Origin of the sequence: Kitasatospora sp. NBC_01300 (genome assembly GCF_041435235.1) — a bacterium.
GTDB lineage: Bacteria > Actinomycetota > Actinomycetes > Streptomycetales > Streptomycetaceae > Kitasatospora.
This window is the reverse complement of the sequence record NZ_CP108408.1, coordinates 6,185,914-6,203,737: the sequence shown is the minus strand read 5'-3', so window position 1 is coordinate 6,203,737 and position 17,824 is coordinate 6,185,914. Positions and strand designations below refer to the sequence as shown.

Annotated in this window: 20 protein-coding genes; 9 read left to right on the top strand and 11 right to left on the bottom strand. The window is 71.6% G+C overall.

Annotated features, from left to right (window positions below; translation table 11 throughout):
* Window positions 1-577: 577 nt before the first annotated feature.
* Together OG556_RS27170 and OG556_RS27165 are read right to left on the bottom strand one after the other, a co-directional pair.
* Entirely contained in the window at window positions 578-1,012 is a 435-nt protein-coding gene (locus tag OG556_RS27170; RefSeq protein ID WP_371520468.1) for an SRPBCC family protein, read from the bottom strand.
* 25 nt (window positions 1,013-1,037) lie between these two features.
* A complete protein-coding gene (locus OG556_RS27165; RefSeq protein WP_371520465.1) occupies window positions 1,038-2,672 on the bottom strand; it encodes a phytoene desaturase family protein in 1,635 nt (544 codons plus the stop codon).
* A 391-nt stretch (window positions 2,673-3,063) separates the two neighbouring features.
* Between OG556_RS27165 and OG556_RS27160 the strand changes: the two genes are divergently transcribed.
* From OG556_RS27160 to OG556_RS27150, 3 genes are all read left to right on the top strand, one after another.
* The gene (locus OG556_RS27160) at window positions 3,064-3,339 is read left to right on the top strand and encodes a hypothetical protein (RefSeq protein WP_371520462.1); all 276 of its coding nucleotides are present in this window, start codon (window positions 3,064-3,066) and stop codon (window positions 3,337-3,339) included.
* Between the two features lie 61 nt (window positions 3,340-3,400).
* On the top strand, window positions 3,401-3,739 hold the full coding sequence (locus OG556_RS27155; RefSeq protein ID WP_371522911.1) for a PRC-barrel domain-containing protein: 339 nt from the start codon (window positions 3,401-3,403) through the stop codon (window positions 3,737-3,739).
* Window positions 3,740-4,168: 429 nt separating this feature from the next.
* Window positions 4,169-6,445, top strand: a complete 2,277-nt coding sequence (locus tag OG556_RS27150; RefSeq protein ID WP_371520459.1) for a catalase — start codon at window positions 4,169-4,171, stop codon at window positions 6,443-6,445.
* A 432-nt stretch (window positions 6,446-6,877) separates the two neighbouring features.
* On the opposite strand, the gene OG556_RS27145 is transcribed toward OG556_RS27150, so the two are convergent.
* The 3 genes from OG556_RS27145 to OG556_RS27135 all read right to left on the bottom strand — a co-directional run bounded on the left by OG556_RS27145 (window position 6,878) and on the right by OG556_RS27135 (window position 8,830).
* Entirely contained in the window at window positions 6,878-7,876 is a 999-nt protein-coding gene (locus OG556_RS27145) for an acyl-CoA desaturase (RefSeq protein ID WP_371520456.1), read from the bottom strand.
* Between the two features lie 343 nt (window positions 7,877-8,219).
* On the bottom strand, window positions 8,220-8,393 hold the full coding sequence (locus OG556_RS27140; protein ID WP_371520454.1) for a CsbD family protein: 174 nt from the start codon (window positions 8,391-8,393) through the stop codon (window positions 8,220-8,222).
* Between the two features lie 281 nt (window positions 8,394-8,674).
* Window positions 8,675-8,830: a DUF6131 family protein gene (locus OG556_RS27135; protein ID WP_371520451.1), complete on the bottom strand. Its 156-nt coding sequence runs from the start codon at window positions 8,828-8,830 to the stop codon at window positions 8,675-8,677.
* A 332-nt stretch (window positions 8,831-9,162) separates the two neighbouring features.
* Here OG556_RS27135 and OG556_RS27130 point away from each other — a divergent pair, with 332 nt between their 5' ends.
* From OG556_RS27130 to OG556_RS27120, 3 genes are all read left to right on the top strand, one after another.
* Window positions 9,163-9,324 (top strand): YqaE/Pmp3 family membrane protein, encoded by a 162-nt coding sequence (locus tag OG556_RS27130; protein ID WP_371520448.1) that lies wholly within the window; start codon window positions 9,163-9,165, stop codon window positions 9,322-9,324.
* Between the two features lie 39 nt (window positions 9,325-9,363).
* Entirely contained in the window at window positions 9,364-10,395 is a 1,032-nt protein-coding gene (locus tag OG556_RS27125; protein WP_371520446.1) for a YihY/virulence factor BrkB family protein, read from the top strand.
* Window positions 10,396-10,606: 211 nt separating this feature from the next.
* Window positions 10,607-10,891: a hypothetical protein gene (locus OG556_RS27120; protein WP_371520443.1), complete on the top strand. Its 285-nt coding sequence runs from the start codon at window positions 10,607-10,609 to the stop codon at window positions 10,889-10,891.
* Window positions 10,892-11,027: 136 nt separating this feature from the next.
* Here OG556_RS27120 and OG556_RS27115 read toward each other — a convergent pair whose 3' ends face one another.
* Complete coding sequence (locus tag OG556_RS27115) at window positions 11,028-11,258, bottom strand: DUF6296 family protein (RefSeq protein ID WP_371520440.1); 231 nt, start codon at window positions 11,256-11,258, stop codon at window positions 11,028-11,030.
* 264 nt (window positions 11,259-11,522) lie between these two features.
* Here OG556_RS27115 and OG556_RS27110 point away from each other — a divergent pair, with 264 nt between their 5' ends.
* Entirely contained in the window at window positions 11,523-11,867 is a 345-nt protein-coding gene (locus tag OG556_RS27110) for a hypothetical protein (RefSeq protein WP_371520437.1), read from the top strand.
* Between the two features lie 235 nt (window positions 11,868-12,102).
* Here the strand turns inward: OG556_RS27110 and OG556_RS27105 are convergent, their stop codons facing one another.
* The 5 genes from OG556_RS27105 to OG556_RS27085 form a co-directional block, all read right to left on the bottom strand.
* Window positions 12,103-12,267 (bottom strand): hypothetical protein, encoded by a 165-nt coding sequence (locus OG556_RS27105; RefSeq protein WP_371520434.1) that lies wholly within the window; start codon window positions 12,265-12,267, stop codon window positions 12,103-12,105.
* A gap of 298 nt (window positions 12,268-12,565) precedes the next feature.
* Window positions 12,566-12,721: a DUF6131 family protein gene (locus OG556_RS27100; protein ID WP_371520432.1), complete on the bottom strand. Its 156-nt coding sequence runs from the start codon at window positions 12,719-12,721 to the stop codon at window positions 12,566-12,568.
* A gap of 801 nt (window positions 12,722-13,522) precedes the next feature.
* On the bottom strand, window positions 13,523-14,329 hold the full coding sequence (locus OG556_RS27095) for a peptidyl-tRNA hydrolase (protein WP_371520429.1): 807 nt from the start codon (window positions 14,327-14,329) through the stop codon (window positions 13,523-13,525).
* A 114-nt stretch (window positions 14,330-14,443) separates the two neighbouring features.
* On the bottom strand, window positions 14,444-14,887 hold the full coding sequence (locus tag OG556_RS27090) for a hypothetical protein (protein WP_371520426.1): 444 nt from the start codon (window positions 14,885-14,887) through the stop codon (window positions 14,444-14,446).
* 251 nt (window positions 14,888-15,138) lie between these two features.
* Window positions 15,139-16,071, bottom strand: coding sequence for a hypothetical protein (locus OG556_RS27085; protein WP_371520424.1), 933 nt, complete (start codon window positions 16,069-16,071; stop codon window positions 15,139-15,141).
* A 122-nt stretch (window positions 16,072-16,193) separates the two neighbouring features.
* Between OG556_RS27085 and OG556_RS27080 the strand changes: the two genes are divergently transcribed.
* Complete coding sequence (locus OG556_RS27080; protein ID WP_371520421.1) at window positions 16,194-16,565, top strand: YbjQ family protein; 372 nt, start codon at window positions 16,194-16,196, stop codon at window positions 16,563-16,565.
* Window positions 16,566-16,707: 142 nt separating this feature from the next.
* Window positions 16,708-17,808: an NAD(P)-binding domain-containing protein gene (locus tag OG556_RS27075; protein WP_371520418.1), complete on the top strand. Its 1,101-nt coding sequence runs from the start codon at window positions 16,708-16,710 to the stop codon at window positions 17,806-17,808.
* Window positions 17,809-17,824: the final 16 nt, after the last annotated feature.

Genomic DNA, 17,824 nt, shown 5'->3' with positions numbered 1-17,824 from the left:
CTCGGCCGCTCCGGGGGCAATCGGGCAACCGGGTGCCGCTCGCAGCCGCAGGCCGCTCCAGGTCCTGGGCGCGGTCGTGTCGGCACCCTGGTGCGAACCCGGCAACCCCGTGGAACACCTGCGGGGTAAACGGCTCGTCGTCCTGCACGCCGTGCGGACCGCGTCGCCAGCGCAGGCAAGTCCCATTCATTCGCTGCCAGGGCCCAGCGTGCCGGATCCGACGTACGCTTCATCGCCGTGCTCCGCGGCGGCCACACCGTGATCACCAGCACCCGCGGCTGGCACCCCTCGCCGCCCGATTCGTCACGGCAATCCTCGAGGACGCCTGCTTCCGGGGCTCCCTTCATCCTGCTGGCCTTCGAGAAGGAGCCGGTGTCCGGCCGGCGACGGCGCCGATTCCCCGAGGACGGCGGTTGCGGGGTCGCCGGCGTACGCGCCGGGCCGGGCGGCCGGGGTCCATGCCTTGGTCGGTTTGCGTTGCCGTGCCGGGCTTGTCGTTGTGACCGCGGTTGCCGAGGTCTGCGGACTCCTCGCCGGATCCCGATGCGCGAGATCCGCAGGCCCGCGCTGCGGCTGCCTACTGTCCGCGGGTGGCGTTGCGGGCCAGGTTGGTGAGCAGGTGGCGGTTGCGAAGGTGCAGGGCCAGCTCGATCGGTGGTCCGTGAAGACGGGCTCCGAGCCCGCGCAGCGGGTGTTCGTCGAGGATGACGAGAGTGTGGTCGGCCCAGGGAATGAGGGTGAAGGCGATCCTGGCGGTGCCGAACGGTTCGGCTTTGGCCTCCAGTTCCAGCCGTCGCCGGGCCTCGCAGATCCGGACCTCGCAGGTGTCCTCGAAGGTCAGCGGTCCCAGTCCCCCGCGAAAGCGCAGTGCGGCGCCGACCGTGGGCCAGTGGCTGTCGGCGTGGAGGATCTCCTTGGTGCCCACCACCCACTCGGCGTAGCGGTCTCCGTCCGCCAGGATGTCCCATACCTGGCTGGGTGGGCATTCGATCAGCTGCTGACGTTGTGCCATGTGCGCTGTCCCTCTCGCGTAGTCGTCACCCGCGTTCCGGGTTCCCGCCGAGCAACCGCTGGGCTGCACTGAGACCTGGTGACAGGATCCGCCCGGCCAGCAGACGGTGGGAACGCAGTGCGGCCCGTGCGGCGTTGGCCCCGCACGCGCCGTGCACGCCGCCGCCGGGGTGGGCGGAGGAGGAGGCGAGGTAGAGGCGCTCGATCGGGCCCTCGGGCCTGCCGGTGCCCGGGGTGGGCCGGAAGACGAACTGCTGGTAGATGGCGGTGGTACCGCCGTTCACCGCGCCGCCCACGAGGTTCTCGTCCAGGTCTTGGAGCACGGGCGGGGACAGGATCCGCCTGGCGGTGACCAGTTCCCGGAAGCCGGGGGCGAACCGCTCCACCTGGCGTTCCAGTCGCTCCGCCATCGCCTCGCTCTCGCGCGCGTCCCACCTTCCGGTGATGGCATCGCCGCCGAGGTCGTCGGCGATCTTCTGCGGGACGTGGGTGTAGGCCCAGGCCGACTGCGTTCCGGCTGGTGACCGGGAGCTGTCGGCCGTGGTCATCTGCCCCAGCAGCGCGAAGGGGCGGCGGGGAAGACGGCCGGTGGTCACCTGATGGGCGTAGTCACTGAGCTCGTCCAGGTCCGCTCCGAGGTGGACGGTGCCGGCGTCCGCCGCCTGTGCCGCCGTCCACGGGATGGGGCCCGACAGCGCCCAGTCGACCTTGAAGGTGGAGAAGTCCCACTGGAAGCGGCGCAGGTCCTGGCGCAGCCTCGGCGGGAGGTGGTTCCAGTCGATGAGCTTGCCGTAGAGAGCGGTGGCGGCGACGGCCGCGAGCACGGCTCGGCGGGCGCGGTAGCACTGGCCGTCCGCGGTGCGCACACCCAGTGCCTTGCCGCCGCGCACGATCACCTCCTCGACACGCTGGCCGCACCGCACCCGGCCGCCGCGTGATTCCAACCGGCGCACGAGGGCGTGGGTGAGGCTGGTGGAGCCACCGACCGGCACGGGCCAGCCGACCTGCTGCCCGAGCATCGCCATCAGCCAGCCGAACGCCGCGCTGCCGGGCGCCTCCGGGAGGAGGTCGGCGTGCAGGGCGCAGCCGGCCAGGAGCAGGCCGGCACCCGGCTGGGTGAACTCTTCCTCCGCCAGCCTGCGGACCGGCAGGGTCATGAAGCGCGCGGTCCGTATGAGGCCGGCCGGCCGGAGTCTGGCTGCCATCACGGCGGTCGGCTTGATCGGTGGGAACGGGGTGAAGAGGCTGCGCAGTAGGTGCGGGTGCAGGGTCTGCCACAGCGCGGTCAGCCGTTCCCACGCAGCCGCGTCGGGGGCCCCGAAGGCGGTCTCCAAGTGGTCGCGCGTGGCGGTGGGGCCGCGGTGGAGGGTTGCGCAGCGGCCGTCCGCGAGGGGGTGTGCGAGGACGGTGGGGGCGTGGCTCCACGCCAGTCCGTGCTGCTCCAGTTGCAGAGCCGCGATGGCGGGCGATGCCTTGGCCAGGGGGTAGAAGGAGCTGAACAGATCGTTGATGTAGGCGGGGTCGAGGGCGCGGTTGCTGCGGACGGCTCCGCCGGGCTGGGGCTGCGCTTCGAGGACCTCGACCTGCCAGCCTGCGTCGGCCAGTACGTTGGCTGCCACCAGGCCGTTCGGTCCGGCGCCGATCACGATCGCGTCAGCCATCCTCGCTCCCTCGCCGCCTCGGCCCCACAAATCACGGTACCCAACGCCACCCGAGCCGGCCCGGTGGACGGCCCGCAGCCCTTGGCACCGGCTCACGCGGCTGGCGGCCTGAGCGGCGGGGGACGAGCGGGCGTCGCGTCGGGACCAGGACGCCACTCCTGCCTCCACACGGTCCCGCTGCCGTGACGCGAGGCGCACCGGATGCGGTGGTGCGGCAACGACCGGGGCCCACCGGGCGTGGCCTGGTGGGCCGCTCGCCGGCCGGCGGGAAGGAGCCCTGGGCGGCTGTGCGGGTGACAGCGGTAGCCGGGTGCGCGGTGCCGCGTGGTCAGCGGTGCCTTGGCGCGCGATGATCGCGTTGACGTTTCCCCGAGTGAGGAGCTGACGGTCCATGGTGGAGCGCATGCGATGCCTGGACCGCACCGAGGTCGCGTTCGTCCTGCCCGCGGCTGCCCGGCCGGGGAGGTCGGCGTGGTCGGCGACGTCAACAGCCGGCAGCCCGGCGCCCACCCCGCCGGCCGAGCGCGCCGAGGGCGACCGTGTCGTAGTGGTCATCCTGCTGGTCGGCCGGCGCGACGGCTTCCGTCAACTCGCCCAGGGCGAGCACTGGCTCGACGAGGCAGGCACGGGCGGTCATGACGGCCGCAACGGCTTCCCGGGTACCTGACCGCCCGGTGCAACGTAGATCCCCGCAGCCTATCCAGAGAAGAGGAATCTCCGTGACCGACATGTGGAGCTACAACCCCGAGTCTCACTACACGCCCGGCGTGAGCCTGGTCGGCTTCAAGGTCGAGGCGACTGACGGCCATATCGGCAAGGTCGACGAGGCCACCGAGGAGGTCGGCTCCGCCTACATCGTGGTCGACACCGGTCCGTGGATCTTCGGCAAGCACGTCCTGCTGCCCGCCGGAACCGTTGTGCGCGTGGACATGAAGGAAGAGAAGGTCAACGTCAACCGGACCAAGGAGCAGATCAAGAACGCGCCCGAGTACGACCAGGACAAGCACCGCGGCGACAGCGGCTACCGTGACCAGGTCGGCCGGTACTACGGCGGCCACCACAGCTGATCCGCCCCCGGCTGATCCCTCCCGGTTGCGGCTCCCGACGTGCGCGGGAGCCGCAGGTCCGTGGGCGTGGCAGCCGGCCAGGACCCGCCGGGTGCGGGCCTCGCCCGTGCTGCAGGATGTTGCCCCGGGGGGGGGCGGGGCTATGGCTGGCGGCTCCGGCGCGGACGTGGCGGTGCTCAGGGTTTGAAGAGCACCTTCACGGGACCGTCCTGCTTCTTCTGGGACATCTCGCACGCTCTCGGCGCGCGCCGAGCGGGAGATGGTGGGTGGCGAAGGTGCCGCAGCCGGACCGTACTTCGCCGGGGCCGGGAGTGTCGCGCCGGGCAGGGCGTTGCCCGTCGGGATAGTCGTTCGTACAGCACCAGTACGCCCGTGGGCGCCGGTCCGGCAGATCGGGCCCTGAGGCTCGACGCCAACGCCGGAGGACAGATGGACGACAGGACGGGCCCCGTGAAGAAGATCGTCGACGCCGTCGCAGAAACCGTGCACGACGACAGGCGGCCGTCGGCCAGGGTGCCCGGTGCGCCCGGCAGCAGACCACCGCAGGTGGCGGAGCCCGCCGAGCCGAGGGCTCCGCTGCCCCCGAAGCCGGACCAGCAGGCGCCCCTGCCGCTGTCGCCCACCGGCCGTGACACCGGCGCGCCCGCGGACGTGCGGTCGCAGAGCGGCGGATACCTGACCACCGCGCAGGGCGCGCGGCTCCCGGACTCGGACCACTCGCTGAAGGCCGGTCCGCGCGGCCCGGTCCTGCTCCAGGACCACCACCTGCGCGAGAAGATCACCCACTTCGACCACGAGCGGATCCCGGAGCGGGTCGTACACGCCCGCGGCGCCGCGGCTCACGGGGTGTTCCGCGGCTACGGCACCGCCTCCGCCGTCTCGAAGGCCGCGTTCCTGAAGGAGGATGTGGAGACGCCGGTGTTCGTCCGGTTCTCCACCGTGCTGGGCTCGCGCGGCTCGGCCGACACCGTCCGCGACACCCGGGGCTTCGCGACGAAGTTCTACACCACAGAGGGCGTCTTCGACCTGGTCGGCAACAACATCCCGGTGTTCTTCATCCAGGACGCCATCAAGTTCCCCGACGTGATCCACGCCGGCAAGCCCCACCCGGACCGGGAGATCCCCCAGGCGCAGTCCGCCCACGACACGTTCTGGGACTTCGTCTCGCTGCACACCGAGGCCACGCACCACACCATCTGGAACATGTCCGACCGGGCCATCCCGCGCTCCTTCCGGATGATGGAGGGCTTCGGAATCCACACCTTCCGCCTGGTCAACGCCGAGGGCACCACCGTGCTGGTGAAGTTCCACTGGAAGCCGAAGGCGGGCGTGCACTCCCTGGTGTGGGAGGAGGCGCAGCTGATCGGCGGTATGGACCCGGACTTCCACCGGCGCGACCTGGCTGATGCCATCGAGGCCGGGAACTTCCCACAGTGGGAACTCGGCATCCAGGCCTTCCCCGACACACCGGAGCAGACGTTCGAGGGGATCGACCTGCTCGACCCGACGAAGATCGTCCCCGAGGAGCTCGCGCCGGTGCAGCCGATCGGGCTGCTGACGCTGAACGCCAACCCGGTCAACTACTTCGCGGAGACCGAGCAGGTCGCCTTCCACCCCGGCCACCTCGTCCCAGGCATCGACATCACCGACGACCCGCTGCTGGCCGGGCGGCTCTTCTCCTACCTCGACACCCAGATCACGCGCCTGGGCGGCCCGAACTTCGCCCAGATCCCGATCAACCGCACCCACGCCCCCGTCAACGACATGCTGCGCGACGGCTTCCACCAGGACGCCGTCCACAGTGGCGTCGCCCCGTACAAGCCGAACTCGCTGGACGGCGGCTGCCCGTTCTTCGCCGGCCCGGACGACCACGCCTTCGTCGAGTTCCCCACCCCCGTCGCGGCCTCGGCCAAGGTCCGGGCGGCGCCCGCCTCGTTCGCCGACCACTTCAGCCAGCCCCGCCTGTTCTGGCTCAGTCTGAGCCCGGTGGAGCGCGAACACGTCATCGCCGCCTACACCTTCGAACTCTCCAAGGTGTACGAACAGGCGATCAAGGAACGGGTCCTGACCGTCCTGGCGCAGGTCGACGACACGCTCTGCCAGGAGGTCGCCGCCGGGCTGGGCCTGCCCGCCCCCCAGGCCACCACCACGGGCCGCGCCGACATCGCCCCCAGCCCCGCCCTGTCCCAGCTCGGGCAGCGGTGGCCGGCCACCGGCCGCGTCCTCGGCATCGTCGCCGACCCCGGCAGCGACGTCGGCGCGGTGCGCGGGATCCGTGAAGCCGCCCTGAGCGCGGGACTGCTGCCGCTGGTCATCGCGCCCACCGGAGCGCCGCTGTCCGACGACCTTGCCGTGCAGCGGACCTTCGCCGCCGCCCGGTCCGTCGAGTTCGACGCCCTCCTGGTGGCTGCCGTTCCCGCGCCGGGCGCCGACGACCGCGGGGTCCGGGACGCCAAGTCCGGTGCCGTCGCAGCCAATCGGCCCGCGCTGGACTCCCGAGTCGCCTTGCTGGTCAACGAGGCCTACCGGCACGCCAAGCCGATCGCCGGCCTGGCGGACGCCCGCGCCCTGTGGGCGGCGGCAGGAGTCGACCCGCAGGCACCCGGTGTGTCCAGCGAAACCGACGGCGCCGACGCCGTTGCGGCACTGGCGGAGCAACTCGGGACACACAGGGTCTGGGAACGCTTCCCGGCCACGGCGCACTGATCCCGTCCTCACCCGTTTGTCTGCCGGAGTGACCGCTCCGGCAGACCTGCGTGTAAGCGTTGAGGGCGTGTGCGTCCAGGTCGCAGCTGTGCACGCTCCCGATCCTCGCCCCGATCACCCGTGCTCTCCAGGTTGTTCCCGGGTACGTAGCGGTCTTCTTCAGCGGCCCACGGCCGGGCCCGGGCTTGGGGGTGTAGGCGTCAGGGGGCGTATCCAGCCGTGGGCCTCGTTCTTCGGGATGCCTGCGCGCCGGTCCTGCTCAGCTACACGAGCTCGATGTGGCCGTCCGGGGGATCTGTGCGAGTTCTCCGCGCGTCCTGCGGATCCGTCGTAGGTGGCCGGGGTGGTGCGGTGGCCTGCGTCGTGACCTGGCGACCCGGCCTCCGCGGTGACCATCCCGCGGTACGTGTCCGCAAAGGGGGCCTGTACGGCTCAGTGTCGCCGGGTGTGCAGGCGGGAGGCGACGGGCCAGTGCACGTCGGTGATCCAGCCGACGCGTTCCAGCAGGCGGATGGCGGCGGCGGAGGGGTCGAGCTGACGGCGGTCGACGCCGTGGCGCGCGCAGGTGGGGTGCGCGTGGTGCGTGTTGTGCCAGCTCTCTCCGAAGGACAGCAGGGCGAGGGGCCACAGGTTGGTCGCGCGGTCGTAGCGGCGGGTGCGGAACGGCCGGTTCCCGATCATGTGGCACAGGGAGTTGACGCTCCACGTCACGTGCTGGAGGAGAGCGACGCGCACCAGCCCGCCCCACAGCAGAGCGGTCAGCGCGTCGTGCAGGGTGGTGCCGATCAGCCAGCCCGCACCGAAGGGCAGCGCGAGCGAGACGGCGCAGAGCACGGGGAAAGCGCGCGAAACGGCGCGCATGCGCCGGTCCGCAAGCAAGTCGGGGGCGTAGCGCTCGGCTGAGGTGACCGTGCCGGCGAACAGCCAGCCCACGTGGGCGTGGGCCAGGCCGCGCAGTTGGCCGCGCAGGCTGGTGCCGTAGCGAAACGGCGAGTGCGGGTCCCCGGGGCGGTCGGTGAACGCGTGGTGGCGGCGGTGGGTGGCCACCCACGCGATCACATTCCCTTGGAAGCTCGTCGACCCCGCCACCGCCAGCGCCACACCCACGCCGGGACGGGGGGTGAAGCCGCGATGGGCCAGGCCACGGTGGAAGCCCACCGTCACGCCCAGTCCGGTGACGACGTACAGCACCAGGGCGAGCGTCACGTCCGCCGGTCCGATCAGGCGTCCCCACAGCACCCATCCCGCGAGGGCCAGCGCCAGGAACGGGAACGCCACGATCACCGCGACCGGCGCCAACTGCCACCACCTCGGCGCCCCCGGCCCGACTGCCTGCTCATCCCGGGGGAAGGGTGACGTTCCGTCGTAGTCGCAGGGGCCCTGAGCCGCCGGCGGCCCTGGAGAGGCCCCGGGCTGCTTCGAAGTGGCCATCGCGGACTCCTTCGCCGTCTCGTCCACGCACGGCCAGCGCACAGGCCGAACTCCGGGGAACACGCCTGTTGTCCACGGTAGGCGGCATGCCGCCCGGAGCGGCGCCCGCCGAACGCCCTCGTACGCGAGGTCCACCCGTTTGCCCTCGAAGTGATTGCGTCCTGGCCGTCATCGGACTGGTCCGGAGCTGCTGGGTCCGTGGGTCACGTGGTCGGCGGCGGCCTCCGGGCGGCGGCGCTCAGCGCGGGGTTAGAGGCATGCCGCACCCCAGCGCAGGCGCCACCCTCCTGGTGGGGACCTCAGCAGGTCACGGGCTTGCGGATGGTCTCCCGGTGGCGTGTGGTCAGTGTTTGAAAGCGTCCTTGATCTTCGCCCCGGCCTGCTTGGTGTTGCCCTTGACCTGGTCGCCCCTGCCCTCGGCCTGGAGTCGGTGACTGCCGGTGACGCGACCGACCTTCTTCTTGACTCCGCCCTTGACCGCTTCTGCCTTGTGCGCGATCTTCTTGGTGATGCTCATGGCGAGCCGCCTTTCGTGAGTCGAACTGCCGGGCGGGGCCGGACGGCAGCCTGCGCGGGACGGTGGGGGCTTACCGGTGGGCGGCCCGATGCCCGAACAGGTGGAGCCTTGCGTGGTGGCCGTCGACCGCCTGCCGGCGGCGGTCATCGTGGGGTGGGCTGTTCTTCCGAGCGATGCGGCGTGAACCGCCCAGGAGGAGGATCAGCCCGAACAGGGCAGTCGCGCCGACGATCCCCTGCGCGGGCGCCCTGTCACCGGACCACCGCGTACGCGCCGGACGCCTACCAGTAGTGCCGCCGTCCGCCGACCGCGTGGCCCACCGACCCCAGGAGCAAAAGGATCAGTCCGATAACGGCCACGATGATTCCGATGGTCCACAGGATGGCGATCTTGGCGACGAACCCGACGACGAGCAGAATCACTCCGAGAACAATCATGGCGACCTCCAGGCTTGCAAGGCCCCTCCAAGCGGTCTGATTCCCGCTGGTCACGCAGTCAAACGAGTCACGATCGGGCCCCCGGGAACCGGACCCTCCGGGCAGGCCGCCCGCTCCCGTACGGAAGCGGGCGGTGTCCCACAGCGCTTCGAGGAGATGACGCCGGACCGAGCAGGAGTCGAGCGTCCGGCCGGGCGGCCCGCAGTCCGGGGCCGCCTACGCGTACCCGCCGGTCGAGTTCGGCCGACTGCCCGCCGGGCGGCCGACGGTGAGACCATGAAGAGGCGGGTCACCGTGCCTCGGCCACCGCACCTTCGGAACGAGGGATGATCATGGGCAAGGCCCTTCTGGTGCTGTTGTGCCTGGTCCTGCCGTTCCTGGCAGTGCTGATCAAGGACGGGCCGAGCATGAAGGTGCTCTGGGCCTTCCTCCTCCAGCTCTGCGGCCATGTGCCCGGAGTCATCTACGGCATCTACCAGGTGCTCAAGGACTGAGACCCCGAAACAGACACCCCACACGCCGGGTTGGCACCCATGTCACGACACGAGAACGAACACCGGCACACCAGCACGGCCGACGGGGCCGGGCCCGCCACCGGCGGCGCCGGTCCCACCGAGAGCCCGACCGACCTGTCCAAGAAGTCCTGGTGGGGCGTCCTGAAACGCACCACCAAGCAGTTCAAGGCCGACAGCCTCAGCGACGCGGCGGCCGCGCTCACCTACTACGGCCTGCTGGCGATCTTCCCCGCTCTCCTCGCACTGGTGTCGATCCTGGGACTGGCCGGCAGCTCCGCCACCACACCGCTGCTCGACCGCCTCCGCGACCTCGGCCCCGGCTCCGTCCGCCAGCTCCTCACCACCGTGGTGCAGCAACTCCAGGCGGACCAGAGCCGGGCGGGCATCGCGCTGGCCATCGGGATCGTCCTGGCCCTGTGGTCCGCCTCCGGCTACACCGCCGCGTTCATGCGCGCCGCCAACCGCGTCCACGGCACCGACGAGGACCGACCACTCTGGAAGACCCTGCCCACCCGTCTCGCCCTGACCGTCGTCATCATCGTGCTCCTCGCCCTGACCGCCACCGGTGTCGTCTTCACCGGCACACTGGCCACCCGGACGGGGAAGATCCTCGGAGTCAGCGAGAACGCCGTACAGGTATGGGGCATCGCCAAATGGCCCGTCCTCGTCATCATCGTCATCGCGATGGTCACCCTGCTCTACCGGGCCGCCCCCAGCACCGAACGACCCAAGCTGCGCTGGATCCTCCCCGGGAGCCTGGTCGCCGTCGTGCTCTGGGTCGTCGCATCCGGCGCGTTCGCCCTCTACGTCGCCAACTTCAGCAGCCTCAACAGCACCTACGGCAGCATCGGCGCCGTGATCCTCTTCCTCCTCTGGCTCTGGGTCTCCAACGTCGCGATCCTGCTGGGCCTGGAGTTCAACGTCGAACTGGAACGCGGACGAGCCACCGAAGCCAGCCACCCACCCGAGGACGGGCCCCATCCCGTACCCCGCGACACCCGCACACCACCACCCGGCACCCCACAGGACCAGGACAGACCCGGTCACTGACGCCTGTGTCTGCTCGCCGCTTCGGCTGTCGCCACGTGAGGCGGCACGCCAGCCGCAGGACGGCCGGGGCCCATCGGCGTGCCCGGGCCCGACGCTTGCACGGGTACCCGGCTGGGCGAAGCGCACACGGCCAGACGGAGACTGTGCCCGGTCAGCGGAACAGCCCTTCACCGGGTGGCGTTCCGGGCGCCGGGCGGCGAGCATCAAGGCTATGTCAGAGCGCGAACTCCCCTTGAGCAACGACGCCTTCTACCTGGACGCCACGGCCCGGATGTTCGGGTGGGACGTGAGACGAGGGGCGGACGAGACTCTGGTGCTGTCGCTGTCCGAGTGGACGGTACGGGCGCTGTTCTGGCGCGGAGTGTTCCGCTACGCACGGGCCACCGGCCCCGGCACCTCGGACGTGGAGCTGCCCCTACGGGAGGTGCTCGACATGCTGGAGGAGCACGGCAGCCCGAAACCAGACACCGTAGCCCGCCCTGAAAGCGAGTCCTGAGGGGCCGATCAGGGCAGCGGCTCGGCGTGCAGCACTGCTCCTGCCCGCTCCCACCTGCCCGGCAGTCCCTGCCGGCCAGAGGCTGGGCCAGGCGTCCTAGCTAGTGCCGCATTGGCTGCGGCCCCGCGCACGCGGCTCAGGCCAGAGCAGCGGCGTGCAACAGACCATTGGCCCCTGGCCCGCTGGTCAGGAGCCGGGCGCAGCCGTGTTCGTTGATCTCGACGCGTAGGCGGCCAGTCTCGTCGGTGTAGATCTCATGTCCGCCGGGCCCCCTTGTGTGGGTGGCGGTGACGATCACCTGGCGCTGTGGTGCGTGGGTGCCGGTGGTGCCGGGGAATGTGAGCAGATACCGGGGGGCTGGTGTCATGACGGTGCTCTCGTTCCTGCGCGTGTGCCATCGTGGACTGCCCCTCGCGATGGCGGGGACGATCGCGGTCGTACCGGGCGGCGGATGCATCCGAAGGCAGCAGTGTCTGCTACCCCAGTGTGCGTCGTGGGCGCAGCATGCCGATCGCTGCGGTGGCCCTGGCAGGGTATTTCGGTGGCGTGCCCCGGTGGCTGCGGTGGTTGCCGGTCGCGTTCCCGGTTTCTCCCGGCGGCGGTTAGTGAGGCGTAGGCGTAGCGTTTTGGCATGACCAGCGACGAGACGATGATCCCCGTTATCGGGGTCCGCGGGCTGGAGCAGGCGTTCGAGGCGATCGTTGTGGCTGGCGGCCGCCCCCGACCGTGGAGCGGCTTCGAACACGGCGTGCTCAAAGCCTACCGATGGGCGGTCGGCGCCCAGGCCGAGGCACCGGTTACCGCCACTGCCCCGCTTGGTGCCGCCGGCCCCTGTCGCGCGCAACTGCTCGCCGAATGCCAGGCCGCCGCCGTATGCGTTCGCGACACCGGCCGGCATGGCGCCGACGCCGGCTATGCACTGGGTGCTTACCGGGCACTCGCCTGGATTTGCGGCCACCACGACGACCGCCCCTGACATCCTCCGGCACAGGTACCGCGCATGCTGGTCGATGTTGCTCCGGGTCACGCGTCGCCGGATGCTGCACATCCATCGTGACAGGGCAGGTCATGCAGGGCGGCACCGTGGTCGTCACGCGCCACCACGCCGTCGGCTGTGAGGTGCGGTCGGCCTGCTGACCGGTCGTGGCCATCAGCGGCCAGTACCTCACCCGCCGGGCCGGAGAGGCCCAGCTTCCGGGGTGGAGCGGTTGTCACCGCAGGGCGCGCCGACTGCGCGTCGAGCGTACGGCGAGGAAGACCACGTCGGCGACGAAGAGAAGAACGCCGATGGCGAGTAGGTACAGCAGGCCGTGGACGACGACGCCGACGATGCCCAGCACGATCGCCACGATGACGACTAGGAGGAACAGAACCATCACATACTCCCTGCGGCCCAGGTGGGCCCGGGCCGATTGCCGGTGCACTTCCAGTCTGCGCCCCCGCCCGGCAGCAAGCGCGCACAGGTGGTGCTGTGATCCTGGCGGCGGCGTCTGGTTGACAAGCCGGACTGCAACGCCCTCGAATATTCGGATCCTGAACCCCGACCCTGGGGATGTGCTGTGCCCGGAGATTCCTGGCCGCGAACATCACGGGCCCATACCGGCCCGACCGCGCGCCCAGTGGCGATCGCTCGAATTCGCGCAACACCATCGGCCTGGGGACTGGCCAGAGCGCCTACCAATAGTGGCGCCGCCCGCCAACCGCGTGCCCCACCGATCCCAGGACAAACAGGATGGCTCCGATGACGGCCAGAATGATTCCGACGGTCCACAAGATTGTGATCTTGGTCAGGAAGCCGACGATGAGCAGGATGATTCCAAGGATGATCACGATGTACTCCGATCTCCGCAGAGCATTCCCTCCTCATCGTCCCCGCCCGCCACTTCCGGAGCAAACGCTAGCTGGCCTGACCTGAGGCCCTTCGAGCCGCTCGGCTTCCGAGAAGAGAGGGCGCAATCGCTACTAGATGAATGACGCGAAGGGGTTAGTGGTCATAGGTGGTCGGCGAGCGCATAACCAGGCTGGCCAGTGTGATCGTTGTGCCCGATCGCAGTGGCCAGAGTGAGGACGTGGTGCAGGACGCGGGTCATCGCCCTACAGGGATACAGCACTGGTGATGTTCGAGCCTGGGCGGTGAGGCGGATAGGTCTCGGCGGCGTCGGAAACGCCGGCCCTGGGGTGAGCACGCCCGCGTTGGCCCGGCCGACAGACCCTGGCTCGGAGAAAGGGCGTCTACGATGTCGTCCGCCCGCAGCGAACCCGTCGGGCGGACGGCGGCCGATGGCTGAACCAGGGCCCGCAATCGGGTGGACAGGTTCAGGCGGACCCGTGCCGTGGTGCGTCCTCCGCCGCCGCACGGCACCCCGCGCCCTGGTCGGCGTCGCGGCGCAGGAGATCACCCTCACTCAATGCGGCACGGAGGCCCTACAGAGAACAATCGCACCGGCCTGGGCGTGCCCGTTCGCGAGGTCACGGCGATGGCGCAGGGCCCTTCGCGATGCCTACCCGTCTTGACCGTTGGCGGGAGCGCCTTCCCCTACCCCCTCCAAGAAGATCCACCGGAGACATGCGACCGCCCGGGACGCGCGCACCTGATCTGCTACGTTGCCGTGTTGGGGGCCGGGTGGTGCATCACGAGCGCCGGAGGCGCGGGGTGGGGCAGTAGCGCTCGCCGCCTTCGAGTGCAACAGTTACCCCGGGGGCGATCTCGGTGAAGCCCGCGTCCCGGACCAGCGGCAGACCGCTGGCGACCAGCGCCTCCCACGCCTCCGCCGGGGCCGTCCGCACCGCGAGCGCGAATCCGGCCTCGGCCCACTCCTTGCGCTGCGCCTCGTCCAGCCGCCACCAGGCCAGCTGGGCGGCGTGGCCGGTCTGCGCCATCGTCTTGCCCGCGCTCATCTCCAGCTCCGGGTTGAGCCACAGCACCGGCAACCCGGGCTCAGGAGCGCCGACCTCGGCGGTCTCCTCCAAGTCCGTCCCGGAGACCTGGAGCTTGGCGAGGTCCTTCGGCCAGCCGTCCAACGGCACCGGCGGAAACACCCGTACCTCGGCCTCCCGTCCACTCACCGTGATCCCCGGCAGCTCGCCCGCCCGGCGCCACTCCCCGCCCCGGGCCCGCCGGACCACCTTGCGGATCCGGGCGTCCTCCCAGGCCTCGACCCGCTCCGCCCACTCGCCGTCCGCGTCGGTCACCCGCGAGTCGGACAGCAGGGTGAGCACCGCCCGGGCCGAGGTCTCCAGCGCGTCGGTCCGCCCGGGCGGCGTGGCCTTCTCCAGCCGGACGAGCAGCGGCAGCACGTACTGCGGCCGCGCGTCACGGTCCGCCGGGGTCGGGGCGCCGTCGGCAGCGGAAACGGGCGCCGGAACGGACCCAGGAACAGAGCCAGGAGCGGAATCGGAAGCGGCATCGGGAGCAGGGGTGTCGAACGGAGAAGTCACCCGTCCAGCATGCCAGCCCCGCCACCCCGGTGATCACGCGGTGCCGGGAGCCCGCGCACCCCCGCCCCTGCACACCGCCGCCACCCGCACACCGCCATCCCCGCACGCCACCGCTCAGCGCAGCCGCTGCCGCAGTTCGTCGACGGCCGACCGGATGCCCGCGCTGTAGGCGTCCTCGGGGAGCGCGTCCAGGCTGCGCACGGCGCGTTCCAGCTGCTCGCGCGCGAGGTCGGGCTCGCCGAGCTTGAGGTGGTCCGAGGCCAGGTTGAGGTGCAGCGAGGGGTAGAACGCGCGCACCTGGAGGGCGGACTCGTACGTCTGGGCGCGCTCGGCGGTCAGCGAGTCGGCGGCGGCCAGCGCCCGCCGGTCCCACTCCAGCTCGTCCTGCGGATCGTCCTGCAGGTCGGCCAGGTAGTGGGCGAGGACGCAGCGGTGGAAGACGTCGCCCCGCTCGCCGAGCGCCGCCCAGAGCTCCTCGAAGCTGGCCCGCGCCTCGGCCGTCCGCCCGCGCTGGGCGGCCTGGACGCCGTCCAGCCCGAGCGCGATCCGGGTGAGCACCTGGTCGTCCCGGCCTGCCGGAGGCCCACCCACCCCAGCCGGACCACCCACCCCAGCCGGACCACCTGCCCGGGCCGGACCGTCCGCCCTGTCCGGCCCCCGGGATACCGCACGCACATCAGACGTATCGGACATGCCCGCAGCCTAGTCGCCCACCCGTCGCAGCGCCCGAAAAGCCCTTCGAACCATCCCGACCAGGGCCGACCCATCCCGACCCATCCCGACCAGGGCCGAACCGGCCCGACGGCCGGTCAGCGCCGGTAGCCGCGCTGCGGGTCCCGCGCCTCCGCGTCCTCGTACGTCAGGAACCAGCCCTCCGGGTGCGTGGCCGCCAGCAGCACCTCGGTGCGCTGCTCGGCGCCCAGCTCCGGGTCGCCGTCGTCCGGTCCGTAGACGCCGAACAGTTCGTCGTGACAGCCGTCCCAGTCGTAGTCGTACAGGTCGGCCGGCAGGTCGCCCATCATGTCGGCCACCGACTCGGGCTGCGCGCCGAGCAGGGCCCGGGCGTCCACCAGGGCCATCCGCAGCCCGATGTCCTCGGCCAGACATCGCGGCAGCGGCCATTCGCCGAGCGCGAGGTCGTCGGCCAGGTCGTCGAAGGCCCGGGCCATGGCGCGGCGCCAGTTCCGGTGCAGCCGCCAGGTGCGCTGGGGCAGGCGGGCGTAGACCGCCCAGTCGGCGTCCTCGCCGTCGACGACCGGCTCGTCACCGTGCTCGTCGAAGTCGTCGTAGGCGGCGTCGGCCAGGCCGATCAGCTGGGCGTGCAGGAGGCAGGCGGTGCGCGGGGTGAGGGTCCAGTCCGCGCCTGCGCCGCCGTCCTCGTCCTCGTCGCCCTCCAGCGGGAACAGCTCGGCGAAGTCCGGCGCGAAGTCCTCGGTGACGCTGATCTCCAGCGTGCCGCCGATCGCCTCGACCCCGGCGATCGCGGCCACCAGCCGGTCCGGGTGCAGCAGTGCGCCGAGCGCCGCGTTGGCGTCCTCGGAGACCTCGCGCAGCAGCTCGCGGCGCTGGCCGGCCGGGTCGACGCCCTCGAACACCAGCTCCTCGACGGCCCTGATCGCGGCGGCGCGCAGCGCCGGCCAGTCGGTGATCCGCAGGCCCAGCACCACCGTCGCCTCGATCTCCTGCGCGCCGGAGTCCTCCGCCGCGCCCGGCCCCTGTGGATGATCGCTTCGCTCGCCCATGGGGCTACGGTACGGCCTTTCGGCCGCTCGATCACCGGTCTGAACCAGCTTCTGGACCCCTTCTCGGCCATCGCCCGGCCCCGCCTCGATCACTCGGACGTACGACACGGCAGGATGGACCCATGGCTGACATCAACGAGTACGGCGGCGGGCAGGGCCCGAACGCCGACGTCCTGGTCGTGACCACCAACGACATCCCCGGCTTCCGGGTCGATCATGTGATCGGCGAGGTCTTCGGGCTGACCGTGCGCAGCCGCCACCTCGGCAGCCAGATCGGCGCCGGACTGAAGTCGCTGATCGGCGGCGAGCTGCGGGGCCTGACGAAGACCCTGGTCGAGAGCCGCAACGAGGCGATGCAGCGGCTGATCGAGCAGACCAAGGCGCGCGGCGGGAACGCGGTGCTGATGATGCGCTTCGACGTGACGGAGGCGGCGGACGTCGGCACCGAGGTCTGCGCCTACGGCACGGCCGCGGTGATCTCCCCGGCCAGCTGACCCGTCGCCCGCGCGGGGCGCCACGCGGCGGGACCGCAAGCACCCGCAGACGCGGGAACACCCGCCGCACCCCCGATGTTTCACCGGCGTGACTGTTTACGGTGCAACCAATGGCGGGCAGCGGCAAGCGGACGTCCCGGGAGTGGACGTCCGCTTGGTGGACGTCCTGGTGGTGGGCGCCGGGCAGGCCGGACTGTCCGCCGCCTACCACCTCAGCCGCCGCGGCTTCGCCCCCTACCGGGCGGACGCCGACGGCGGCTTCGTCGTGCTCGACGCCAACCCCGCGCCGGGCGGCGCCTGGGCGCACCGCTCACCGTCCCTGCGGATGGCCACCGTGCACGGTTTCCACGACCTCCCGGACGCCGCACTCCCCGCGCCCGACCCCGAGGCCCCGGCGCGCGAGGTCGTGCCGGGGTACTTCGCGGCGTACGAGGCCCGGCACGCGCTCCCGGTCGTACGCCCCGTCGCCGTCCGCGCGGTGCGCGCCGAGTCGGACCGCCCGGACTCCCGGCTGCTGGTCGAGACCGACCACGGCACCTGGTCCACCCGGGCGCTGATCAACGCCACCGGCACCTGGACCCGCCCGTTCCTGCCCCACTACCCGGGCCACTTCGCCGGTCGCCAACTGCACTACGCCGACTACCGCGGCCCCGGGGAGTTCGCCGGCCGGCGCGTCCTGGTGGTGGGCGGGGGCGCTTCGGCGATCCAGGTGCTGTCCGAGGTGGCGGCGGTCGGCGAGACGGTCTGGGTCACCCGGACCCCGCCCGTCTACCACGAGGGGCCGTTCACCCCCGAGTACGGGCGCGCGGTGGTCGCCAAGGTCGAGGAACGGGTCCGGCAGGGCCTGCCGGTGCGCAGTGTGGTGAGCGTCACCGGGCTCGGCCCGTCCGTCGCCTACCGGCGTGCCGAGGAGCTGGGCGCGCTGCACCGCCGCCCGATGTTCGACCGGCTCACCGAGCACGGCGTCGCCTGGGGGGAGGAGGAGCTGGCGGTGGACGCGATCGTGTGGGCCACCGGCTTCCGCCCGGAGGTCGGCCACCTGGCCCCGCTCGGGCTGCGCTCCCCCGGCGGCGGCATCGCGCTCACCGGCACCCGTGCCACCGCCGACCCGCGCGTCCACCTGGTCGGCTACGGCCCGTCCGCCAGCACCATCGGCGCCAACCGGGCCGGTCGCGCCGCCGTCGGCGACCTCGTCCAGCTGCTCGGTGACCCGGCCGGGCTTCCCGCCCCGGCCGTCGTCTGAAGCAGCCAGGAGGCTG